The organism is Curvibacter sp. EU05-FHT14A10 (assembly GCF_058791075.1).
The window spans coordinates 430,495-447,680 of sequence record NZ_JBYTDE010000001.1; the positions used below are offsets into that span (position 1 = coordinate 430,495).

Consider the following 17,186-nt stretch of genomic DNA (forward strand, 5'->3'; position numbering starts at 1 on the left):
TTGTCGCATGAGTCGATAATCACGGATTGAATCGTCACTTTTTCCATCAAAGCAGAACATGGCCCAATACGTTTTTTCCATGAACCGAGTCGGCAAGATCGTGCCGCCCAAGCGTCAGATCCTGAAGGACATTTCGCTGAGCTTCTTCCCGGGCGCCAAGATCGGCGTGCTGGGCTTGAACGGCTCGGGCAAGTCGACCCTGCTGAAGATCATGGCCGGCATCGACAAGGAGATCGAGGGCGAAGCCATCCCCATGGCCGGGCTGAAGATCGGCTACCTGCCCCAAGAGCCCCAACTCGATCCCGAACAAACCGTGCGCGAGTCGGTTGAAAGCGGCATGGGTGAGATCAAGGCCGCCCAGCAGCGCCTCGAAGAGGTGTATGCCGCCTACGCCGAGGAAGACGCTGATTTCGATGCCCTGGCCGCCGAACAGGCCAAGCTGGAGGCCATCATCGCCACCGCGGGCGACGCCTCCGACCACCAGCTTGAAATCGCGGCCGACGCGCTGCGCCTGCCGGCCTGGGATGCCGTGATCGGCAAGCTCTCGGGGGGTGAAAAGCGCCGCGTGGCGCTGTGCCGCCTGCTGCTGTCCAAGCCCGACATGCTGCTGCTCGACGAACCCACCAACCACTTGGACGCCGAATCGGTCGACTGGCTGGAGCAGTTCCTGGCCCGCTTCTCGGGCACCGTGGTGGCCATCACCCACGATCGCTACTTCCTGGACAACGCCGCCGAGTGGATTCTGGAACTCGACCGGGGCCACGGCATTCCCTACAAGGGCAACTACAGCACCTGGCTGGACCAGAAGCAGTCTCGCCTGGAGTCCGAGCAAAAGGGCGAAGAAGCCCGTGCCAAGGCGCTCAAGAAAGAACTGGAATGGGTGCGCCAGAACGCCAAGGGCCGTCAGGCCAAGAGCAAGGCCCGCATTGCCCGCTTCGAAGAACTGAGCGATTACGAATACCAGAAGCGCAACGAAACTCAGGAAATCTTCATTCCTGTGGCCGACCGCCTGGGCAGCCAGGTCATCGAGTTCAAGAACGTCAGCAAGTCCTTCGGTGACCGCGTGCTGATCGACAACCTCACTTTCAACATCCCGGCGGGTGCCATCGTCGGCATCATCGGCCCGAACGGCGCCGGTAAATCGACCCTGTTCAAGATGATCGCCGGCCGCGAGCAACCCGATTCGGGCGAAGTGGTGGTGGGTCAGACTGTCAAGATGGCCTATGTGGACCAGAACCGCGACGAACTGGCCAACGACAAGACCGTCTGGGAAGACGTGTCCGGTGGGCTGGACATCCTCACCGTGGGCAAGTTCCAGATGGCCAGCCGCGCCTACTGCGGTCGCTTCAACTTCAACGGTGGCGACCAGCAGAAAAAGGTGGGTCTGCTGTCGGGTGGTGAGCGCGGCCGTCTGCACCTGGCCAAAACCCTGATTGCCGGCGGCAACGTGCTGTTGCTGGACGAACCCTCGAACGACCTGGACGTGGAAACCCTGCGCGCCCTGGAAGATGCCTTGCTCGAATTCGCGGGCACCATCCTGGTCATCAGCCACGATCGCTGGTTCCTGGACCGCATCGCCACCCACATCCTGGCGGCCGAAGGCGACAGCCAGTGGAACTTCTTCGACGGCAACTACCAGGAGTACGAAGCCGACAAGAAGAAGCGTCTGGGTGAGGAAGGCGCCAAACCCAAGCGTGTCCGATTCAAGGCACTGAAATAAGCGTAAAAAACTGAAACAATGACGGGGCCCCATGGCCCCGTTTTTGTGTCGGGCCGGGCTGCACCCTAGGAGCCTACCCATGTCCGCCCAGCCGCCCAGCAGCCCGCCCTCTGCCGTGCTTCAGGAGTGTCTGGAAGATGCGCGTCGTGAGGCGCGCCTGTTGATCGAGAAGCTGGTCGATTTCACCCGCCACAACCTGCGTCAGCGCGAGAGTACCGGGCGCAGCTTCACCGACCGCAACGCAGTCACCGCGGCCATCGATGAATTGGGGCGCCATCAGCGGGTCCTGGTCGACGGCTTTGTGACCCGCGTCAACCAGGGGCTGTTGGAGTCGCCGCAGGCGACAACGGAAAAATCCCAGAGCCAGTCGCTGATGCAACTCAAGTTCGATCAGCTGGAGCTGATGGACGAGGATCAGGTGCAAAGCCGGGTGGAGTTGGCGCGGGCCTTGCAGATGACCCTGCACGCCGTGGACCCCACCTTGCCCGAGCTGAACACCTTGAGCTGCGCCTTGCAGGGCCTGCCGGTGGTGATTCCCGAGCGCAATCCCTTCCGGCCAGAAATGTATTTGCGTGCCCTTCAGCACTCGCTGGAGAGCGTGCCCGTGTCGGCGGCCGTGCGCATGGTCTGGACCCAGCAGATGTGCAGTCTGCTGGGCAAAGAGCTCAACGATTTCTACCGCTTTCTCAATCACAAGCTGCACCAGCGTGGCATCAAACCGGCGCTTTACACGGTTGCCCAGCAGGAGGGCAGCAACCGGCCGGTCTATGTGCCGGAGGTGCTGCCCGCTGCGGCCCCGCCCTCAGCGGGTGTTGGCAGCGCTGCTCGAGGCCCGGGGGCCGGCACCGGCGTGGGCCGGGGCCAGGGCGGGCCGGCGGTGCGGGCGGGTTCGTCCGTTGATCGCTCTGCCACCGCAGGCGGATCGGTGCCGCCACGCCGCAGTGGCGCGGGGGCTCCGCCGCTCTACCTGGATGCCTTGCCACAGTCTCTGCCGGGCCCCCTGGGGCCGCGTGACGCGGACGAGGCCAGTGCGCTGACGGTTGATCAGTTGCGCCGCCTGCTGGCCAGCGATGGCAACAGCCGGGGAGCGGCGGGCCGTGGCGCCGGGCCGGATGCCTCGCGGCTGGAAAGCTTCGCCCAGCAATTCGAGCGGCAGTTTGAGGGCGAGCCGGATGAGGTGAACCACACTGACTTCGACAGCACGCTGCCGGCAGCCTTCGATGCCTTGAGCAACGAACGTGAGGTGAGCCAGGTTCTGCAGCGCCTGGCCCAGCGCCAGGGGGCGGTGGCTCCGGCAGGGCGCACGATCAGCGTGCGTGAACTGCGTGAACAACTGCGCCGACAAGGTCAGGAGGTGGGGCCGCTGGTGGCGCTGGAGGTGGTCGCCCTGATGATTGACAACATCACCCGCGACACACGGCTGCCACAGGTCGTGCGCCAGACCGTGCGTGAGTTGGAGACGCCACTGGCCCAGTTGGTGGTGGTGGATCAGCGTTTTTTCAGCGACAAGGCCCATCCGGCGCGCCGCCTGCTCGACGAACTGACCCAGCGCAGCCTGGCTTTCGAGAACGAGAACGCACCGGGTTTTGAGGCTTTCATGGCCCCGGTGCACCAGGTGGTGGCGATGCTGGGCAAGGCCGCCATGGATGGCCCGGGTCCGTTCGAGGTGGCGTTTAAGGAGTTGGAGCGTGCCTGGAACGAGCACCATGAGGCTGAGCGCCGCAAGCGTGATCTGGCGGTGAAGGCCTTGCTGCATGCCGAGCAGCGCAATCTGCTGGCGATCCGCATGCGCCAGGAGATCAAGGGCCTGCCGGACCTGGCTCAGGTTCCTGCCGAGGTCAGTGAGTTCCTGCTGGGCCCGTGGGCACAGGTGATGGCGCAGGCCCGGTTGGGCGAGCGGGCTTCTGAGGGCGACCCTGGGCATTACCTCGCGCTGGTTGACGAACTGCTGTGGAGTGCTCAGCCCGTGCTCACGCGACGCAACCCGGGGCGTCTGACGCGGCTGATTCCCAGCCTGCTGGGCCGCCTGCGTGAGGGGCTGAAGACCATCGACTACCCGCCGGTGCAGACCAGCGCCTTTCTGGAAAAGCTGATCGTGCTGCACCAGGCGGGCTACCGCACGGGTGTGCTGCCGCCGCCGCCGGCCCCCACTGAACTGCCGTCCACTGCGCCCAAGGCCCCCTCAGAGCCGCCACCGGGCAGGCCCGAAGCCATTGAACTGGATGACAACCCGGCCTGGCTGGCGCCGCAAGAGGCGCGGGACTCCGGGTTCCTGACATTGCCGTCCGAGCCACCTGCCCAGGACGATGCGCCGCCCCTGTTGCCGCCCCTGATCAACGAAGCGATGCCGGCCCTGGAGCTGGGCAACTGGGTCGAGATGAACACGGGCAAAGGTTGGCAACGCACCCAGCTGACCTGGGCCAGCCCGCATGGCACCTTGTTTTTGTTCACCCGCCCCGATGGCAGTACCCAGTCGATGACCCGGCGCATGCGCGAACGCATGATGCGCGAGGGCCTGATGCGCGTGCTCAGCACCCAGCCTGTGGTGGCTGGGGCCCTGGACGAAGTGGCCCGCACCGCCTTGCGCAACACTGTCTCCACACCCGGGGCCGACGCGGCCTCAGATCCCCGGCCTGACAAAGGCTGAGGGGGGCCTGTGGTGCTTTTCCTGTTTCGTGCTCAGGCGGTGGTGCTGGGCACGGGCTCGCCGCTCAGGCGGCGGCGCACCCACAGCAGGTGGCTGCGCAGCGCGTACAACTCGTCGGTGTAGGACAGGGGCAGGTGGATGTGGCTGAGTTGCTGTTCCACCTCGTCAAGCTCGGCCAACAGGCTGGGCGCATCGGCTTCCTGGCGGTCGAAGCGGCCTTCGATGTCGCGCAGGCGCCCGTACCAGCGGAACACCCGTGAGCGCACCCGGAAGGTATACAGCGGTGGCACCACCCGGCTCAAGGGCAGCACGATGGCCACGATCACGCCCAGGGCCAGGGCCATGCGCTGCACCAGGTTGGCCAGCCAGAAGGGCAGGTGCCGCTGCAGGATCGACGGGCCCTCGGTGTAGGCGCGCTCGGCTTCACGGCTCAGCGGCAGTTCGCTGTGGTTGAGGTTGGGAAACTCGCGCGCCCGGTTGAACCAGCCCGCCCCGCCATGCAGGCGCAAGGCCTGTTGGGCAAACAGCTGCTGCAGGGCCGGGTGGGTGTCTTCGTGGGCGAGCAGCGAAGTGGTCGAGGCCACCAGGCGCAGGTCCCGCCCCGGCAAGTCACGTGCCAGATCCACCATGCCACGCGGCAGGGTCACCGGGCTCAGGTAGGGAAAGCGCCGTGCATAGGCCTCGCTTTGCACAAAATTCATCAACTGCACGCCGGGGGTCTGAAGCAGCATGCGCACAAAGGCCGATTCGGGGGCCGAGGCAAACACCACCGCATCCAGTTCACCCGCCAGAAACGCCACCGTGGCCTCGGTCTGGGCCAGGTGCGACAGCTTGAGTTTGGCCGGGTCCAGGCCATTGGCCTGCAGCATCTGGTTCATCAAGGCCGGCACACCGGTACCGGGGGCCCCCACGTTGACGCGCAGGCCACGCAACTGAACCAGGCTGTTGAGTGGGCGGCTGCTGCTGGCCTGCTCTGCGGCTGTCGCGCTGGGCCGGTAAAACACCCAGATCGGTTCGACAAACAGGCTGCCCAGCGACACCAGGGCCTGGTCGTCGTCGGCGGTCTCGGCCGAGGCTGTGCCGCCCTGTACAAAACCCAGGTCGGCGCGACCTTCAGCCAGCAACTGCAGGTTGGCGGCCGAGCCCTCGGAAGGTAGCAAGTGCACGGTGATGCCTTCGCGGGCCAAGGCCTCGGCATAGGCCTTGCCAAAGCGTTCGTAAGCGCTCTGGGCTGGGCCGGTGGCCAGGGTCACCTCGCGTGGCGGGTTGGGGTTGAGCCACCAGTAGGCCAGCCCGAGCAACAGCACGGGCAACAGAGCGATGGGCCCCGCAGACACCAGCAGGTCGCGCAGGGTGAGCAGGTAATAACGCAGGGTGCGTGACAGGCTGGACATGGCGACTCCTCAGCGTGCTCGGCGTGGCCGGTACACATCGGCGGCCGCAGGCAGGTGCAGGCCCTCCGCCGTGGTCAGGCCACGGGCTGCCAGCACGGCGTTCAAGGTGGCGCGGGCCGTCACTTCGGCAGCCAGGGTGGCCAGTACCATCATGCCCGGCGAACTGGCGGCACGCCCGGTCGCCAATGCGAACACGGTGTCGCCGTCCGAGGGGGTGTGCACCGGGTTGATGGCCCGGGCCAGGCCGTCATGCCCTGAGACGGCCAGCCGGTGTGTCTGGGTCTTGCTCAGGGGGGCATCGGTGGCCACCACGGCCAGGGTGGTGTTGGTGCCAGGCAGCAAAGGTTTGGGTGGCTCGCCGCGCAGCAGGGCGCGTCGGCTGTCCAGCAGATTTTTTCCGTTCAGGGTGCGGGCGCCGGCGACGACGGCGCCGGTGTCGGGGTCGATCACATCCCCCAGCGCGTTACAGGCGACCAAAGCGCCCACGGTGACCCCGGCCACGGTCAACGAAGCGGTGCCCACGCCCCCTTTCATGGCCCGGTCGATGCCGAAGATCTTGCCCACGGCGGCGCCCGTGCCGGCGCCGGCGTTGCCTTCGGCAGGTCGTCGGGTGCCGGCCGCCGCGCAGGCCGCGTAACCCGCAGCCGCGTCCGGGCGGATGCGCATGTCGCCGACCAGCAGATCGAACAGCACGGCCGAGGGCACGATGGGCAGGCGACCCACGCCCACGTTGAAGCCGACGCCTTGCTCCTCCAGCCAGCGCACGGCACCCGTGGCGGCCTCCAGCCCCCAGGCGCTGCCACCGGCCAGCACGATGGCATGCACCTGCTGAACCAGGTTGGAGGGGTCGAGCAAGTCGGTCTCGCGCGTGCCAGGGGCCGCGCCGCGCACGTCCACACCGGCTACCGCACCTTCGCGGGCCAGGATGGCGGTGCAGCCGGTGGGTCGGCGCGGGTCGGTGAAATGTCCCACCTCGATGCCGGGCACGTCGGTGATGCTGCCAGGGTGGCGGCGGCGCAAGGTGGCCGGGGTGGGGAGGGGGGAGCGGACGGCTTGGGTCATTCGGTGTGGCTGGGGGGCGAGGGCGATGAAAGGCAGCGCCCGATTATGGGCGCAGGCGGCTGGCAAGCCCTGCGTGCCTCAGGCGCCCACGACTTGCCCAAGGCGCCCGACCGGCCGCCCATTTTCGCGAACCGGGCTGGCCGGCGCATTGGGCCAGCTCAGGCCAGGCGGCTGCGCGCCTTGTCGATCCAGACCTGCAGGTGGTCGATCAGGCCCTGTTGGCTGAACGAGCAGCTCTCTTCCGAGAACAGGGCCGAAGACTCCAGCCGGTCCAGCAACTGCCCCAGAACCTCGCCAAATGCGGGGGGCAGCGCGGCCAGCAAGATCTCGAAAAGGCGGGCCTGGTGACTGAACTCGTGGGGTGACAGGCTGCCGCTGCGCAAACTGTCGAACAAGGAGGTCAGGGCGTCAAGTTGATGGGATGGCGTCATGGGGGCTGGGCGGGGCTGCCTTTGGCAGCGGTGGACTTTGTTCGTTGGGCGGAGGAAATGCGAAATTTCTGATCGCATTCGCATTTGTCTTGCGGCATTTTCCTTGAATTCGCTGATTTTTTGATCGGCCCCCTCGGACTGGGCTTGTCACTTCCTAGAATAGAAACATGTTGAAACTCATAAATGCCAAGCAATTGAGGCTCGGCATGTATGTGCACAAGTTCGAAGGGTCCTGGTTGCACCACCCTTTCTGGCGCAGTGCCTTTTTGCTGGAAGATCAAAAAGACCTCGACTTGATCATGGCCAGCGGGGTCACCGAGCTGTGGATCGATCTCTCTCGCGGCTGTGGTTTGCCCGAACCTGCGCCTGTGCCTGTGCCCACTGTCGAGGTGGTGTCGGCCCCCCCCGCTGCGCCGGTTGCTGCGCCCGCGCCTGCCGCCCCGGTACGCCAGCCGGCCACCAGCATGAGCCAGGAGTTGGTGCAGGCCAAGCGCATCCTGCTGCAAAGCCGCGATGCCGTCACTTCTTTGTTCAATGATGTGCGCCTTGGCAAGGCCATCGACGTCAACGGGGCCCTGCCGCTGGTAGAAGAGGTCACTTCTTCGGTGATGCGCAATCCCGGCGCCCTGGTCAGCATCGTGCGGCTGAAGAACCGAGACGACTACACCTACATGCACTCAGTGGCGGTGTGCGCCCTGATGGTGGCGCTGGCCCGCCAACTGGGGCTGGATGAGGCCCAAAGCCGTGATGCGGCCATGGGCGGCCTTATGCACGACTTGGGCAAGGCCTTGATGCCGCTTGAGGTGCTCAACAAGCCCGGCAGTCTGACCGAAGGCGAGTACGGCATCATGAAACGCCACCCTGAGGCCGGCTGGACGCTGCTCAAGGAGGGCGGTGGTGCCACGGAGGCCACGTTGGACATCGCACTTCATCACCATGAGAAGGTGGATGGCTCCGGCTACCCGCACCGCCTCAAGAGCACCGACATCACGCTGATGGCCCGCATGGGTGCGGTTTGCGACGTGTATGACGCCGTCACGTCCAACCGGCCCTACAAGGCCGGCTGGGATCCGGGCACATCGATCCGGCGCATGAACTCGTGGGCCGGCCATTTCGACCCTGTGATCCTGAAGGCCTTCATCCGCAGCATCGGCATCTACCCTGTGGGCTCGCTGGTCCGGCTGGAGTCCGGGCGCCTGGCGGTGGTGACCGAGCAGAACGACAGCTCGCTGCTCACCCCCAAGGTCACGGTGTTCTTCTCGCTCAAGTCGAACGAGCCCATTTCGCGCCAGGTGCTGGACCTGGCGGGACGTCACAGCCACGAGAAGATCGTGGCCGTGGAAGACAAGGAAAAGTGGGGCTTCAAGTACCTGGACGAGATCTGGTCAGAGGCCTGAGGACCTTGGTGGTGGCCCGCCCAGGAATGGGCCGGGCGGTGGGCCCGATGCCAGCACGGGCCCCGTGGCCCGCTTACAACTTGGCCAGCCGGTCGAGCGCTGCCTGCAAGGTTTCATCCTTCTTGGCAAAGCAGAAACGCACCACCCGCTGATCAAAGCCATTGCCATAAAAGGCTGACAGCGGGATGGCGGCGACGCCGATCTCGCGGGTGAGCCACTGGGCAAAGTCGGCCTCGCCCAGATCGCTGACCTCGGAAATGTCCACGCACTGGAAGTAACTGCCCTCGCTGGGCAGCAGCTTGAAGCGGGTGCGCTCCAGGCCGGCACGGAACAGATCCCGCTTGCGCTGGTAGAAGGCTGGCAGTTCCAGGTAGGGGCTGGGGTCGGCCATGTAGCGGGCCAGTGCATGCTGCACCGGGGTGTTGACCGTGAACACGTTGAACTGGTGCACCTTGCGGAACTCGGCCGTCAAAGGGGCTGGTGCGGCCACATAGCCCACTTTCCAGCCGGTCACGTGGTAGGTCTTGCCAAAGCTCGAGACGATGAAGGCACGCGCTGCCAGGCCGGCAAAGCGCGCGGCGCTCTGGTGGGTCTGGCCGTCGAACACCATGTGCTCGTAAACCTCGTCGCTGATCAGGAAGATATCCGTCGGGGCCAGCAGGTCTTGCAGGCGCAGCATGTCAGCTTCGCTCCACACGGTGGCACTGGGGTTGTGTGGCGAGTTGATCAGGATGGCGCGGGTGCGCGGCGTGATGGCGGCCGCAATCAGGTCGAAATCGGGGCGGAAGGTACCAGGTGTGAGTGGCACGCGCACCACCACGCCGCCGGCCAATTCGATGTTGGGCACGTAGCTGTCGTAGCAAGGCTCCAGGACGATCACTTCGTCACCAGCCCGCACGATGGCCAGGATGGCGGTGATGATGGCTTGCGTGGCGCCGGCCGTGACGGTGATCTCGTCGGCGGCGCTGTAGTGGCGGCCATGGAGGGCTTCGATCTTGCGAGAGATGGCTTCGCGCAGCGCTGGCACGCCGGCCATCGGGGGGTACTGATTCAGACCCTGCTGCATCGCCTGGGTGACGTCGTCCACCAGGCGCGGGTCGCAGTTGAAGTCGGGGAAGCCCTGGCCCAGGTTGACGGCGCCCGTCTCGGTGGCCAGGGCCGACATCACCGTGAAAATCGTGGTGCCCACGGCAGGCAGCTTGGTTTGCAGCGGAGGGGTGCGGCCGATGGCCGGGCTGGCGGTGGTGCTCATGGCTGGAGGCGAATGGGTGAGGTGGATCAGAGTTCGTAGTCGTTCACGTGGCCGCTCAGGGCCTTGGCGATCAGGTCTCGGCTGAGGCGGTCGCTCAGCAACTCGGCAAATTTGAACACGAAATTGCGCAGGTAGGCGCTGCGCTTGAAGGCCACGCGGGCCACGTTCTGGCCAAACAGATGCCCCATGGGGCGCACGGCCAGGTCGCCAATGGGGTCGTCGCGCACCGCCATCTCGGCCACGATGCCCACGCCCAGACCCAGGCGCACATAGGTCTTGATCACGTCGGAGTCGATGGCTTCCAGCGCGATGCGCGGTTGCAGCTTCTTGGCCGCAAAGGCCTGATCGATGCGGGTGCGCCCTGTGAACGAGGGGTGATAGGTGATCAACGGCTCGTGGGCAATGTCTTCGAGGCTGAGGCGCTCTTTCTGCGCCAAGGGGTGCTCAGGCGGAAGCACCAGTACGTGCTGCCATTCGTAACAGGGCAGGGTGACCAGGTCGGCATAGTCGGCCAGGGATTCGGTGGCAATGCCGATTTCGGCGATCTCGTCGAGCACCATGCGCGCCACCTGGTCGGGGGCACCCTGGTGCAGGCTGACGTTGACCTTGGGGTAGGCCTCGCGCAGTCGCGCCACCGGTACGGGCAGCACATAGCGGGCCTGGGTGTGGGTGGTGGCAATCGACAGCGTGCCGCTGTCCTGGGCGCTGAACTGTTCGCCGATGCGGCGCAGGTTGCCCACTTCGCGCATGATCAACTCGATGCTTTTGAGCACGTGCTGGCCCGGCTCGGTGATGCGTTTGAGGCGCTTGCCGTGCCGGGCAAAGATTTCAACCCCCAATTCCTCTTCGAGTTCGATGATCGCCTTGGACACACCGGGTTGCGAGGTGTGGAGCGCCTTGGCGGCTTCGGTCAGGTTCAGATTGCGCCGAGCGGCCTCCTGGACGAAGCGGAATTGGTGCAGGTTCATATCGAATATCGGCTAAAGATTCCGGGCATTATGCTGCAGAAGTCTATTGAAACTGGCCGCCCCTGGCTCCCTTCACGGTGCCAGGGCGACCACGGCCAGGGCGTCCAGGATGTCGGGGTGTTCACCCACTGCATCGCTTTGATCGAACACCACCGCCGGGTGCTGGCGGGCCAGCTCGGCCATCAGCACCGGCAGGTCTTCGCGGGCATGGCGGCCCACCCCCAGGAACATGGGCACCACGCGCACCTGGGTGGCGCCCTCGGCGACCAGTGCGGCTGCGGCCTCGGGCAGGCTGGGGGCGGTGAGTTCGAGGTAGGCGCAGCACACGCGGGTGCCCGGCGAGCGTTCGCGCACGCGCTGGGCCACGGCTTCGATGGGGCGTGCCCAGGCCGGATCGCGGGAGCCGTGGGCAAACAAGATGATGGCGGTCATGGTTCGGGTCTCGTTTCTCGGACGGCAGGCGGTCGGGGTCAGCGTCGCAACACCAGCCAGCCAAAAGCGGCCAGCGACATCAATGAATAAATCAGGCCAGGCGCGGCAGCCACCACCCAGGGCACCCAGTTCTGCAGGTTGCCGATGTAGCCGAACACGTTGTTGAGCAGGAAGAAGCTGATGCCCGCCATCACGCCGCCAAACACATAGGTGGCAATGCCACCCGAACGGAAGTGCAGGTAGGCAAAGGGCAGGGCCAGCACCACCATCACCAGGCAACTCAGCGGGTAAAAGACCTTGCGCCAGAACTCGATCTCATAGCTCTGTGCACTTTGTCCGTTGGCATCCAGGTGCTGGATGTATTCGAACAGGTCGATCGTGCGCATGCGGTCGGGCTTGAGCAAGGCGGCCGAGGCCATTTCGGCGGTGATCTGGGTCGGCCAGCGCAGATGAGGCACCTTGCTCTGGTCGATGCGCGCGCTGGATCGCTCTTCGTTGGGGAACTCGCTGCGCTGCACGTCCTCCAGCTGCCACGAATCGTCCTTGTTGAAGTGTCCGGTCTCTGCACGCGTCATCGACACGAGGCGCCCCTGCGGGTCGAACTCGAAGATGCGGATCTTTTGCATGCCGCCATCCGGCCGCATTCGCGCAATGTTCACGGCATACGAACTGTAGGCCTGGCGCTCCTTCATCCAGGCACCGGTCTGCCCCGTGGTCAGGCGGCCCTGGTAGCGGGCCTTCATCAACTGGCCTGCTCGCTCGGCTGCCGGCGCCAGGTAGTCGCCCACGGCAAAGGTGGTCAGCACAAAGGCCAGGCCCAGCACCAGCAGGGTGCCCAGCGCCCGCCATGGCCCCAGGCCGCTGGTGCGCAGAATGGTGAACTCGGAGCTCTGAGCCAGGTTGGCCATCACGAAGATGGTGCCGATCAGCACAGTGATCGGAAACAGCTCATACAGGTGGCTCGGAATGGCCAGGCCCACATACATCAGGGCCTGGGTGATGTGGTAGCCGCCCTGGTTCACCCAGCGCAATTCATCCACCAGATCGAAAAAGAAGAACAGCGCCAGAAAGCCCAGGGTCACAAAGGACACCGCGCTCAGGATCTGCCCATACAGGTATCGGCGGATCGTGTTCATGTCGACTCCCTTGCGCTCAACCGGCGAAGCAGCAGGTGGCGCCAACTCCAGTTGTAATGGCGCTTGGCCAGCAAGGCCAGGCCCACGATGCCGGCACCCCCATGCAGCAACAGCATGAACTGCCCCGCCTGAATGCTGCTGTTGGCCACCCAGTTCTGCCCCAGGTTGATGAAGTTGTAATACACCACAAAGGCAAACAGGGCGAACACCAGGCTGCCCGCGCGCCCGGCCCGTGGGTTGACCACCGACACTGCCAGGGCCAGCACCACAAAGTTGAGGCCCGCCAGGGCCAGGCCCAGGCGCCAGGTCAGTTCGCCCAGGTTGGGGGGGGTGGGCTCGCGCAACAGGCGCAAGGTCGACATGGCCTTGGTCGGGCCGTCATCGGCATCGCCCAGGCTGTTGCTGCCGATCAGGGTGCCGTATTCGCTGAAATCGCTGACTTTGATGCTGCCATCGCTCATCAATTGTTCCATGCGCTGCCCCTGGCTGAGCAGCACGTAGCGCCCGTGTTGAAGGGTTTCGATGCGCGCCGTGCGGGCCGAGGTGACCGCCTCCTTGCCGTGCTCCTGGGCCGCGATGAACACGTTGTTGCCGGTGGTGTTGTCGTTGGACTGCTTGTCCACAAAAAACACCCGCGCCCCATTGGCTGATTCCTGGAACTGCCCTGGGGCCACCCGCTCCACGTCGCCGCGCTTTTCATAGTGGTCACGCATGTCCTGCACCTGCTGGTTGGACCAGGGCCAGCCCACCAGGGCCAGCAAGGCAATCACCAGCAGCACGGGCCAGGCAAAGCGGAACAGGGGGGAGACAAAGCTGGCCAAGCCCCGTCCGCTGGCAAACCAGATCACCATCTCGCTGTCACGGTACATGCGTGACAAGGTGCCGACAATCGAAACAAACAGGCTCAGCGCCAGGATGGTGGGCAGGTGGCCCAGCACCGTGTAGCCCATGACCATCATCACGTCGGACGGGCTGACGGCACCCCGAGAGGCCTGCCCCAGCGTGCGGATCAGCATCATGGTCATGACCACCGTGGCCAGCACCACCAGCGTGGCGCCGAAACTGCGGGCCAGTTCCTTGCGCAGAGTTGAATGGAATAACATAGAACGAGATAAAAGGGTGATTATGAACTTTGAACTGAAACCCCTCAGCCTGTCTGCGGCCGCTGCCGAGAAGGCTGATCTTCTGGTGATCCTGGTGCCTGAGGGCTTCAAGCCCGGCCAGGACACCTTGTCCGCCGTGCTCGCGCAAGCCCTCAAGGCCGAAGATTTCGGTACCAAGGCGGCTCGTTTGTTGTCGGCCTACCGGCTGGCCGGCGTCAGCAGTGCCCGGGTCGTGTTTGCCGGTGTGGGCGATGGCAGCGCCAAGCCTGTGCGCCAGGCCGTGCAGGCCGCGGTGGCCACGGTACGTGCCGAGTCCGTCAAGCGCCTGTCGGTGGTGTTTGCCGGCGCCGAGGTCTCCGCCTCGGCCGTGCGCTCGGCTGTTCAGGCCTTGGCTGATGGCAGTTACGTCTACACCGCCACCAAATCACGGGCCGAAGGCCGTGTGTTGCAAAAAGTGACGCTGGGCCTCGCGACCACCCCCAACGCCGAGCAGCGTGCCGCCCTGGCCCAGGCCAGCGCTGCCGTGACGGGGATCGAACTGGCCAAAGAGTGGGGCAATCGCCCAGCCAACCATGCCACCCCCACCGATCTGGCGGCCGCCGCCAAGGCCCTGGCCAGCCGGGGCTCGGGGGTGCAATGCGAGGTTCTGCTGCCGCGTGATGTGGCCAAGCTGGGCATGGGTTCGTTCATGGCGGTGGCCCGTGGCTCCGAGCAGGAACTGCGTTTCATCGTGCTGCGCTACCAGGGCGCCGCCCGCACCCAGGCGCCGGTGGTGCTGGTGGGCAAGGGCATCACCTTCGACACCGGCGGCATTTCGATCAAGCCGGCGGGCGAGATGGACGAGATGAAGTTCGACATGTGTGGCGCCGCCAGCGTGTTGGGCACCTTCCGTGCGCTGGCTGAACTCAAACCCAAGATCAATGTGGTGGGCCTGATCCCGGCCTGCGAGAACATGCCCGACGGCCGTGCCCTCAAACCCGGTGATGTCGTGACCAGCCTCAGCGGACAGACCATCGAGGTCCTGAACACCGATGCCGAAGGCCGCCTGATCCTGTGCGACGCGCTGACCTACGCCGAGCGCTTCAAGCCGCGTGCGGTGGTCGACATCGCCACCCTCACCGGGGCCTGTGTGGTGGCCCTGGGTGCGGTGCGCTCCGGCCTGTTTGCCACCGATGACACGCTGGCCAATGCCCTGCAGGCGGCGGGCGACCGGGCCCAGGACCTGTGCTGGCGCCTGCCCCTGGACGACGACTACGCCGAGGGCCTCAAGAGCAATTTTGCCGATGTGGCCAACGTGGCCGGCCGCGCGGGTGGCGCCATCACGGCGGCCAAGTTCTTGCAGCGCTTTGCGGGCAAGTTCCCCTGGGCCCACCTCGACATCGCGGGCACGGCCTGGAAGAGCGGCAGTGCCAAGGGCGCCACGGGGCGGCCGGTGGGCTTGTTGCTGGAGTACCTGCTGAGCCAGGCCAGCCACGATGCGAATCAGCCCGCCGTCAAGGCGCCGGTGAAGACCGCTGCCGCCAACAAGCCGACCAAGCCGCCCGTCAAGGCGGCTGTCAAAGCCGGTACGGCGCGTGCCAAGCCCTCTGCCGCCAAGAAGGCATGACCGAAATCGCCTTTCACTTCAACATGCCGCAGAAGCTGCCCTATGTGCTGCGGCTGATCCGCAAGGCGGTGGCAGCAGGGGCGCGCGTGACGGTGACCGGGGCTGAGACCCAGTTGCGCACGGTGGATACCCGCCTGTGGGAGCTGGCTCCGCATGAGTTCATCCCTCACTGTGCGGCAGGCGCCGAAGCCCATGTGCTGCAGCATTCCCCCGTGCTGCTCACCGCCGATCTTTCTTTGCAAAGCCAGCCCCAGGTCTTGGTCAACGTCGGCGCCGAGGTGCCGGCCGGTTTTGAGCGTTTTGAGCGAGTGATCGAAATGGTCAGTCTGGAAGACGCAGACCGCCAGGCCGGGCGGGCCCGCTGGCGTCACTATGCCGATCGTGGTTACGCCATTCAGCGCCACGACATCCAGGTCAAAGGAGGCGCATGATGAACCAACCCCCCCGAGTCCCTCCGCGCTTCGTGCCCACCTTGACCGAGGTGGTGCAGGTGGCTTCGCCGCCCGTGGCGGCCCCGGCCCTGGATGCGCTGGCCTTTGAAGAGCAACTGGTGCACCGTGTCATGCAGCGCGTGGACGCTTTGCTGGAGCAGCGGGTGCGGCAGGCCGTGGCCCACGTGATCGAGGAGCAGACACGCAGCCTGCTGCCCCGGCTGCGGGAAGAGCTGGATTCCGTGGTGCGAGGCTCGGTCACCGAGGCGCTCGCGCAGGAACTCGCATCGCCGCGCTGAGCACGCGTGAAGCCTGTTTGACCCACCTCATGCCGGGGCTGTTGTTTTTGATGACTTATCGTGTTCCCTGATGTTTCTGTTGTGAGGATTGCGCTATCGTGCTTTTCACTGAGTCAAGATCAACCTCAGCACTTATCTCGGAGTCTTTTATGCAAATGAAGTTGAAAATCACCGCTGTTGCTGCCCTGGCAGTTCTGGCAGGCGCTGCCTCGGCACAAGACGTTCAGGTCGTGAAGATCGGCCACGTCGCCCCGATGTCGGGAGCCCAGGCCCACTACGGCAAGGACAACGAGAACGGCGCGCGCATGGCCGTTGAAGACCTGAACACGCAAAACATCGTGATCGGGGGCAAGAAGATCAAGTGGGAACTGGCCGCTGAAGACGATGCAGCCGATCCCAAGCAAGGCACGGCCGCTGCACAGAAGCTGTGCGACGCCAAGGTCGCTGGCGTGGTTGGTCACCTGAACTCGGGCACCACCATCCCGGCTGCCAAGGTGTACAACGACTGCGGCATCCCGCACATCACCGGTGCTGCCACCAACCCCAACCTGACCAAGCCCGGTTACAAGACCACCTACCGCATCATTTCGAACGACAACGCGCTGGGCGCTGGTCTGGCCTTCTATGCGGCTGACACCTTGAAGCTCAAGCGCGTGGCCGTGATCGACGACCGCACGGCTTATGGCCAGGGCGTGGCCGATGTGTTCAAGAAGATTGCCGCCAGCAAGGGCATCACCGTGGTGGACGAGCAGTTCACGACCGACAAGGCGACCGACTTCATGGCCATCTTGACCTCGATCAAGGCCAAGAACCCGGACGGCATCTTCTTCGGTGGCATGGACCCGCAAGGCGGCCCGATGCTGCGCCAGATGGAGCAACTGGGTCTGGGCAACGTGAAGTACTTTGGTGGTGACGGCATCTGCACGTCCGAGCTGGCCAAGCTGGCTGCGGGCGCCAAGACGCTGGAGAACGTGGTGTGCGCCGAGGGCGGTGCCTCGCTGGGCAAGATGCCTGGTGGCGAAGCCTGGAAGAAGCGCTACGACGCGAAGTACCCCAACCAGTTCCAGGTGTACAGCCCGTACACCTACGACGCGACCTTTGTGCTGGTGGACGCGATGAAGCGGGCCAACTCGGTGGATCCGAAGGTCTACACCCCGAAGCTGATCGAAACCAACTTCCAGGGCGTGACCGCGAAGATTGCGTTCGAGCCCAATGGCGAGCTGAAGAACCCGGCCATCACCCTGTACACCTACAAGGATGGCAAGAAGACGCCTCTGAACTGATCGGCTGCGATCTTCAAGCGATTTT

15 protein-coding genes are annotated in these 17,186 nt (G+C 65.0%); 7 read left to right on the forward strand and 8 right to left on the reverse strand.

What is annotated here, in order from left to right; genetic code table 11:
- Positions 1-58: 58 nt before the first annotated feature.
- The gene (gene ettA, locus AC3WUT_RS01880; RefSeq protein ID WP_492345356.1) at positions 59-1,720 is read left to right on the forward strand and encodes an energy-dependent translational throttle protein EttA; all 1,662 of its coding nucleotides are present in this window, start codon (positions 59-61) and stop codon (positions 1,718-1,720) included.
- 79 nt (positions 1,721-1,799) lie between these two features.
- Positions 1,800-4,367, forward strand: coding sequence for a DUF1631 family protein (locus AC3WUT_RS01885; RefSeq protein ID WP_492345357.1), 2,568 nt, complete (start codon positions 1,800-1,802; stop codon positions 4,365-4,367).
- A 32-nt stretch (positions 4,368-4,399) separates the two neighbouring features.
- On the opposite strand, the gene AC3WUT_RS01890 is transcribed toward AC3WUT_RS01885, so the two are convergent.
- The 3 genes from AC3WUT_RS01890 to AC3WUT_RS01900 all read right to left on the reverse strand — a co-directional run bounded on the left by AC3WUT_RS01890 (position 4,400) and on the right by AC3WUT_RS01900 (position 7,254).
- Positions 4,400-5,761, reverse strand: a complete 1,362-nt coding sequence (locus AC3WUT_RS01890; protein WP_492345358.1) for a TAXI family TRAP transporter solute-binding subunit — start codon at positions 5,759-5,761, stop codon at positions 4,400-4,402.
- 9 nt (positions 5,762-5,770) lie between these two features.
- A complete protein-coding gene (locus AC3WUT_RS01895; RefSeq protein WP_492345359.1) occupies positions 5,771-6,823 on the reverse strand; it encodes a P1 family peptidase in 1,053 nt (350 codons plus the stop codon).
- A 158-nt stretch (positions 6,824-6,981) separates the two neighbouring features.
- Entirely contained in the window at positions 6,982-7,254 is a 273-nt protein-coding gene (locus AC3WUT_RS01900; protein ID WP_492345360.1) for a hypothetical protein, read from the reverse strand.
- Between the two features lie 167 nt (positions 7,255-7,421).
- Here AC3WUT_RS01900 and AC3WUT_RS01905 point away from each other — a divergent pair, with 167 nt between their 5' ends.
- Positions 7,422-8,651, forward strand: a complete 1,230-nt coding sequence (locus AC3WUT_RS01905; protein ID WP_492345361.1) for a cyclic di-GMP phosphodiesterase — start codon at positions 7,422-7,424, stop codon at positions 8,649-8,651.
- Positions 8,652-8,724: 73 nt separating this feature from the next.
- Here the strand turns inward: AC3WUT_RS01905 and AC3WUT_RS01910 are convergent, their stop codons facing one another.
- The 5 genes from AC3WUT_RS01910 to lptF form a co-directional block, all read right to left on the reverse strand.
- Positions 8,725-9,903, reverse strand: a complete 1,179-nt coding sequence (locus tag AC3WUT_RS01910; protein WP_492345362.1) for a pyridoxal phosphate-dependent aminotransferase — start codon at positions 9,901-9,903, stop codon at positions 8,725-8,727.
- A gap of 26 nt (positions 9,904-9,929) precedes the next feature.
- Positions 9,930-10,871, reverse strand: coding sequence for a CysB family HTH-type transcriptional regulator (locus tag AC3WUT_RS01915; protein ID WP_492345363.1), 942 nt, complete (start codon positions 10,869-10,871; stop codon positions 9,930-9,932).
- 72 nt (positions 10,872-10,943) lie between these two features.
- The gene (locus tag AC3WUT_RS01920) at positions 10,944-11,303 is read right to left on the reverse strand and encodes a sirohydrochlorin chelatase (RefSeq protein ID WP_492345364.1); all 360 of its coding nucleotides are present in this window, start codon (positions 11,301-11,303) and stop codon (positions 10,944-10,946) included.
- Positions 11,304-11,341: 38 nt separating this feature from the next.
- The gene (gene lptG, locus AC3WUT_RS01925; protein ID WP_492345365.1) at positions 11,342-12,439 is read right to left on the reverse strand and encodes an LPS export ABC transporter permease LptG; all 1,098 of its coding nucleotides are present in this window, start codon (positions 12,437-12,439) and stop codon (positions 11,342-11,344) included.
- Positions 12,436-13,542 (reverse strand): LPS export ABC transporter permease LptF, encoded by a 1,107-nt coding sequence (gene lptF / locus AC3WUT_RS01930; RefSeq protein ID WP_492345366.1) that lies wholly within the window; start codon positions 13,540-13,542, stop codon positions 12,436-12,438. Before lptF ends, lptG begins: the two co-directional genes overlap by 4 nt.
- A gap of 22 nt (positions 13,543-13,564) precedes the next feature.
- Between lptF and AC3WUT_RS01935 the strand changes: the two genes are divergently transcribed.
- The 4 genes from AC3WUT_RS01935 to AC3WUT_RS01950 all read left to right on the forward strand — a co-directional run bounded on the left by AC3WUT_RS01935 (position 13,565) and on the right by AC3WUT_RS01950 (position 17,161).
- On the forward strand, positions 13,565-15,148 hold the full coding sequence (locus AC3WUT_RS01935; protein WP_492345367.1) for a leucyl aminopeptidase: 1,584 nt from the start codon (positions 13,565-13,567) through the stop codon (positions 15,146-15,148).
- Positions 15,145-15,579, forward strand: a complete 435-nt coding sequence (locus tag AC3WUT_RS01940) for a DNA polymerase III subunit chi (RefSeq protein ID WP_492345368.1) — start codon at positions 15,145-15,147, stop codon at positions 15,577-15,579. The genes AC3WUT_RS01935 and AC3WUT_RS01940 overlap by 4 nt, the downstream gene beginning before the upstream one ends.
- On the forward strand, positions 15,579-15,878 hold the full coding sequence (locus AC3WUT_RS01945) for a hypothetical protein (protein ID WP_492345369.1): 300 nt from the start codon (positions 15,579-15,581) through the stop codon (positions 15,876-15,878). Before AC3WUT_RS01940 ends, AC3WUT_RS01945 begins: the two co-directional genes overlap by 1 nt.
- A gap of 149 nt (positions 15,879-16,027) precedes the next feature.
- Positions 16,028-17,161 (forward strand): branched-chain amino acid ABC transporter substrate-binding protein, encoded by a 1,134-nt coding sequence (locus AC3WUT_RS01950; protein ID WP_492345370.1) that lies wholly within the window; start codon positions 16,028-16,030, stop codon positions 17,159-17,161.
- Positions 17,162-17,186 lie beyond the last annotated feature (25 nt).

Bases quoted from the DNA above. Each gene is read 5' to 3' on its own strand.
- ettA (WP_492345356.1), top strand. From the start codon at position 59: ATGGCCCAATACGTTTTTTCCATGAACCGAGTCGGCAAGATCGTGCCG.
- AC3WUT_RS01885 (WP_492345357.1), top strand. From the start codon at position 1,800: ATGTCCGCCCAGCCGCCCAGCAGCCCGCCCTCTGCCGTGCTTCAGGAG.
- AC3WUT_RS01890 (WP_492345358.1), bottom strand. From the start codon at position 5,761: ATGTCCAGCCTGTCACGCACCCTGCGTTATTACCTGCTCACCCTGCGC.
- AC3WUT_RS01895 (WP_492345359.1), bottom strand. From the start codon at position 6,823: ATGACCCAAGCCGTCCGCTCCCCCCTCCCCACCCCGGCCACCTTGCGC.
- AC3WUT_RS01900 (WP_492345360.1), bottom strand. From the start codon at position 7,254: ATGACGCCATCCCATCAACTTGACGCCCTGACCTCCTTGTTCGACAGT.
- AC3WUT_RS01905 (WP_492345361.1), top strand. From the start codon at position 7,422: ATGTTGAAACTCATAAATGCCAAGCAATTGAGGCTCGGCATGTATGTG.
- AC3WUT_RS01910 (WP_492345362.1), bottom strand. From the start codon at position 9,903: ATGAGCACCACCGCCAGCCCGGCCATCGGCCGCACCCCTCCGCTGCAA.
- AC3WUT_RS01915 (WP_492345363.1), bottom strand. From the start codon at position 10,871: ATGAACCTGCACCAATTCCGCTTCGTCCAGGAGGCCGCTCGGCGCAAT.
- AC3WUT_RS01920 (WP_492345364.1), bottom strand. From the start codon at position 11,303: ATGACCGCCATCATCTTGTTTGCCCACGGCTCCCGCGATCCGGCCTGG.
- lptG (WP_492345365.1), bottom strand. From the start codon at position 12,439: ATGAACACGATCCGCCGATACCTGTATGGGCAGATCCTGAGCGCGGTG.
- lptF (WP_492345366.1), bottom strand. From the start codon at position 13,542: ATGTTATTCCATTCAACTCTGCGCAAGGAACTGGCCCGCAGTTTCGGC.
- AC3WUT_RS01935 (WP_492345367.1), top strand. From the start codon at position 13,565: ATGAACTTTGAACTGAAACCCCTCAGCCTGTCTGCGGCCGCTGCCGAG.
- AC3WUT_RS01940 (WP_492345368.1), top strand. From the start codon at position 15,145: ATGACCGAAATCGCCTTTCACTTCAACATGCCGCAGAAGCTGCCCTAT.
- AC3WUT_RS01945 (WP_492345369.1), top strand. From the start codon at position 15,579: ATGAACCAACCCCCCCGAGTCCCTCCGCGCTTCGTGCCCACCTTGACC.
- AC3WUT_RS01950 (WP_492345370.1), top strand. From the start codon at position 16,028: ATGCAAATGAAGTTGAAAATCACCGCTGTTGCTGCCCTGGCAGTTCTG.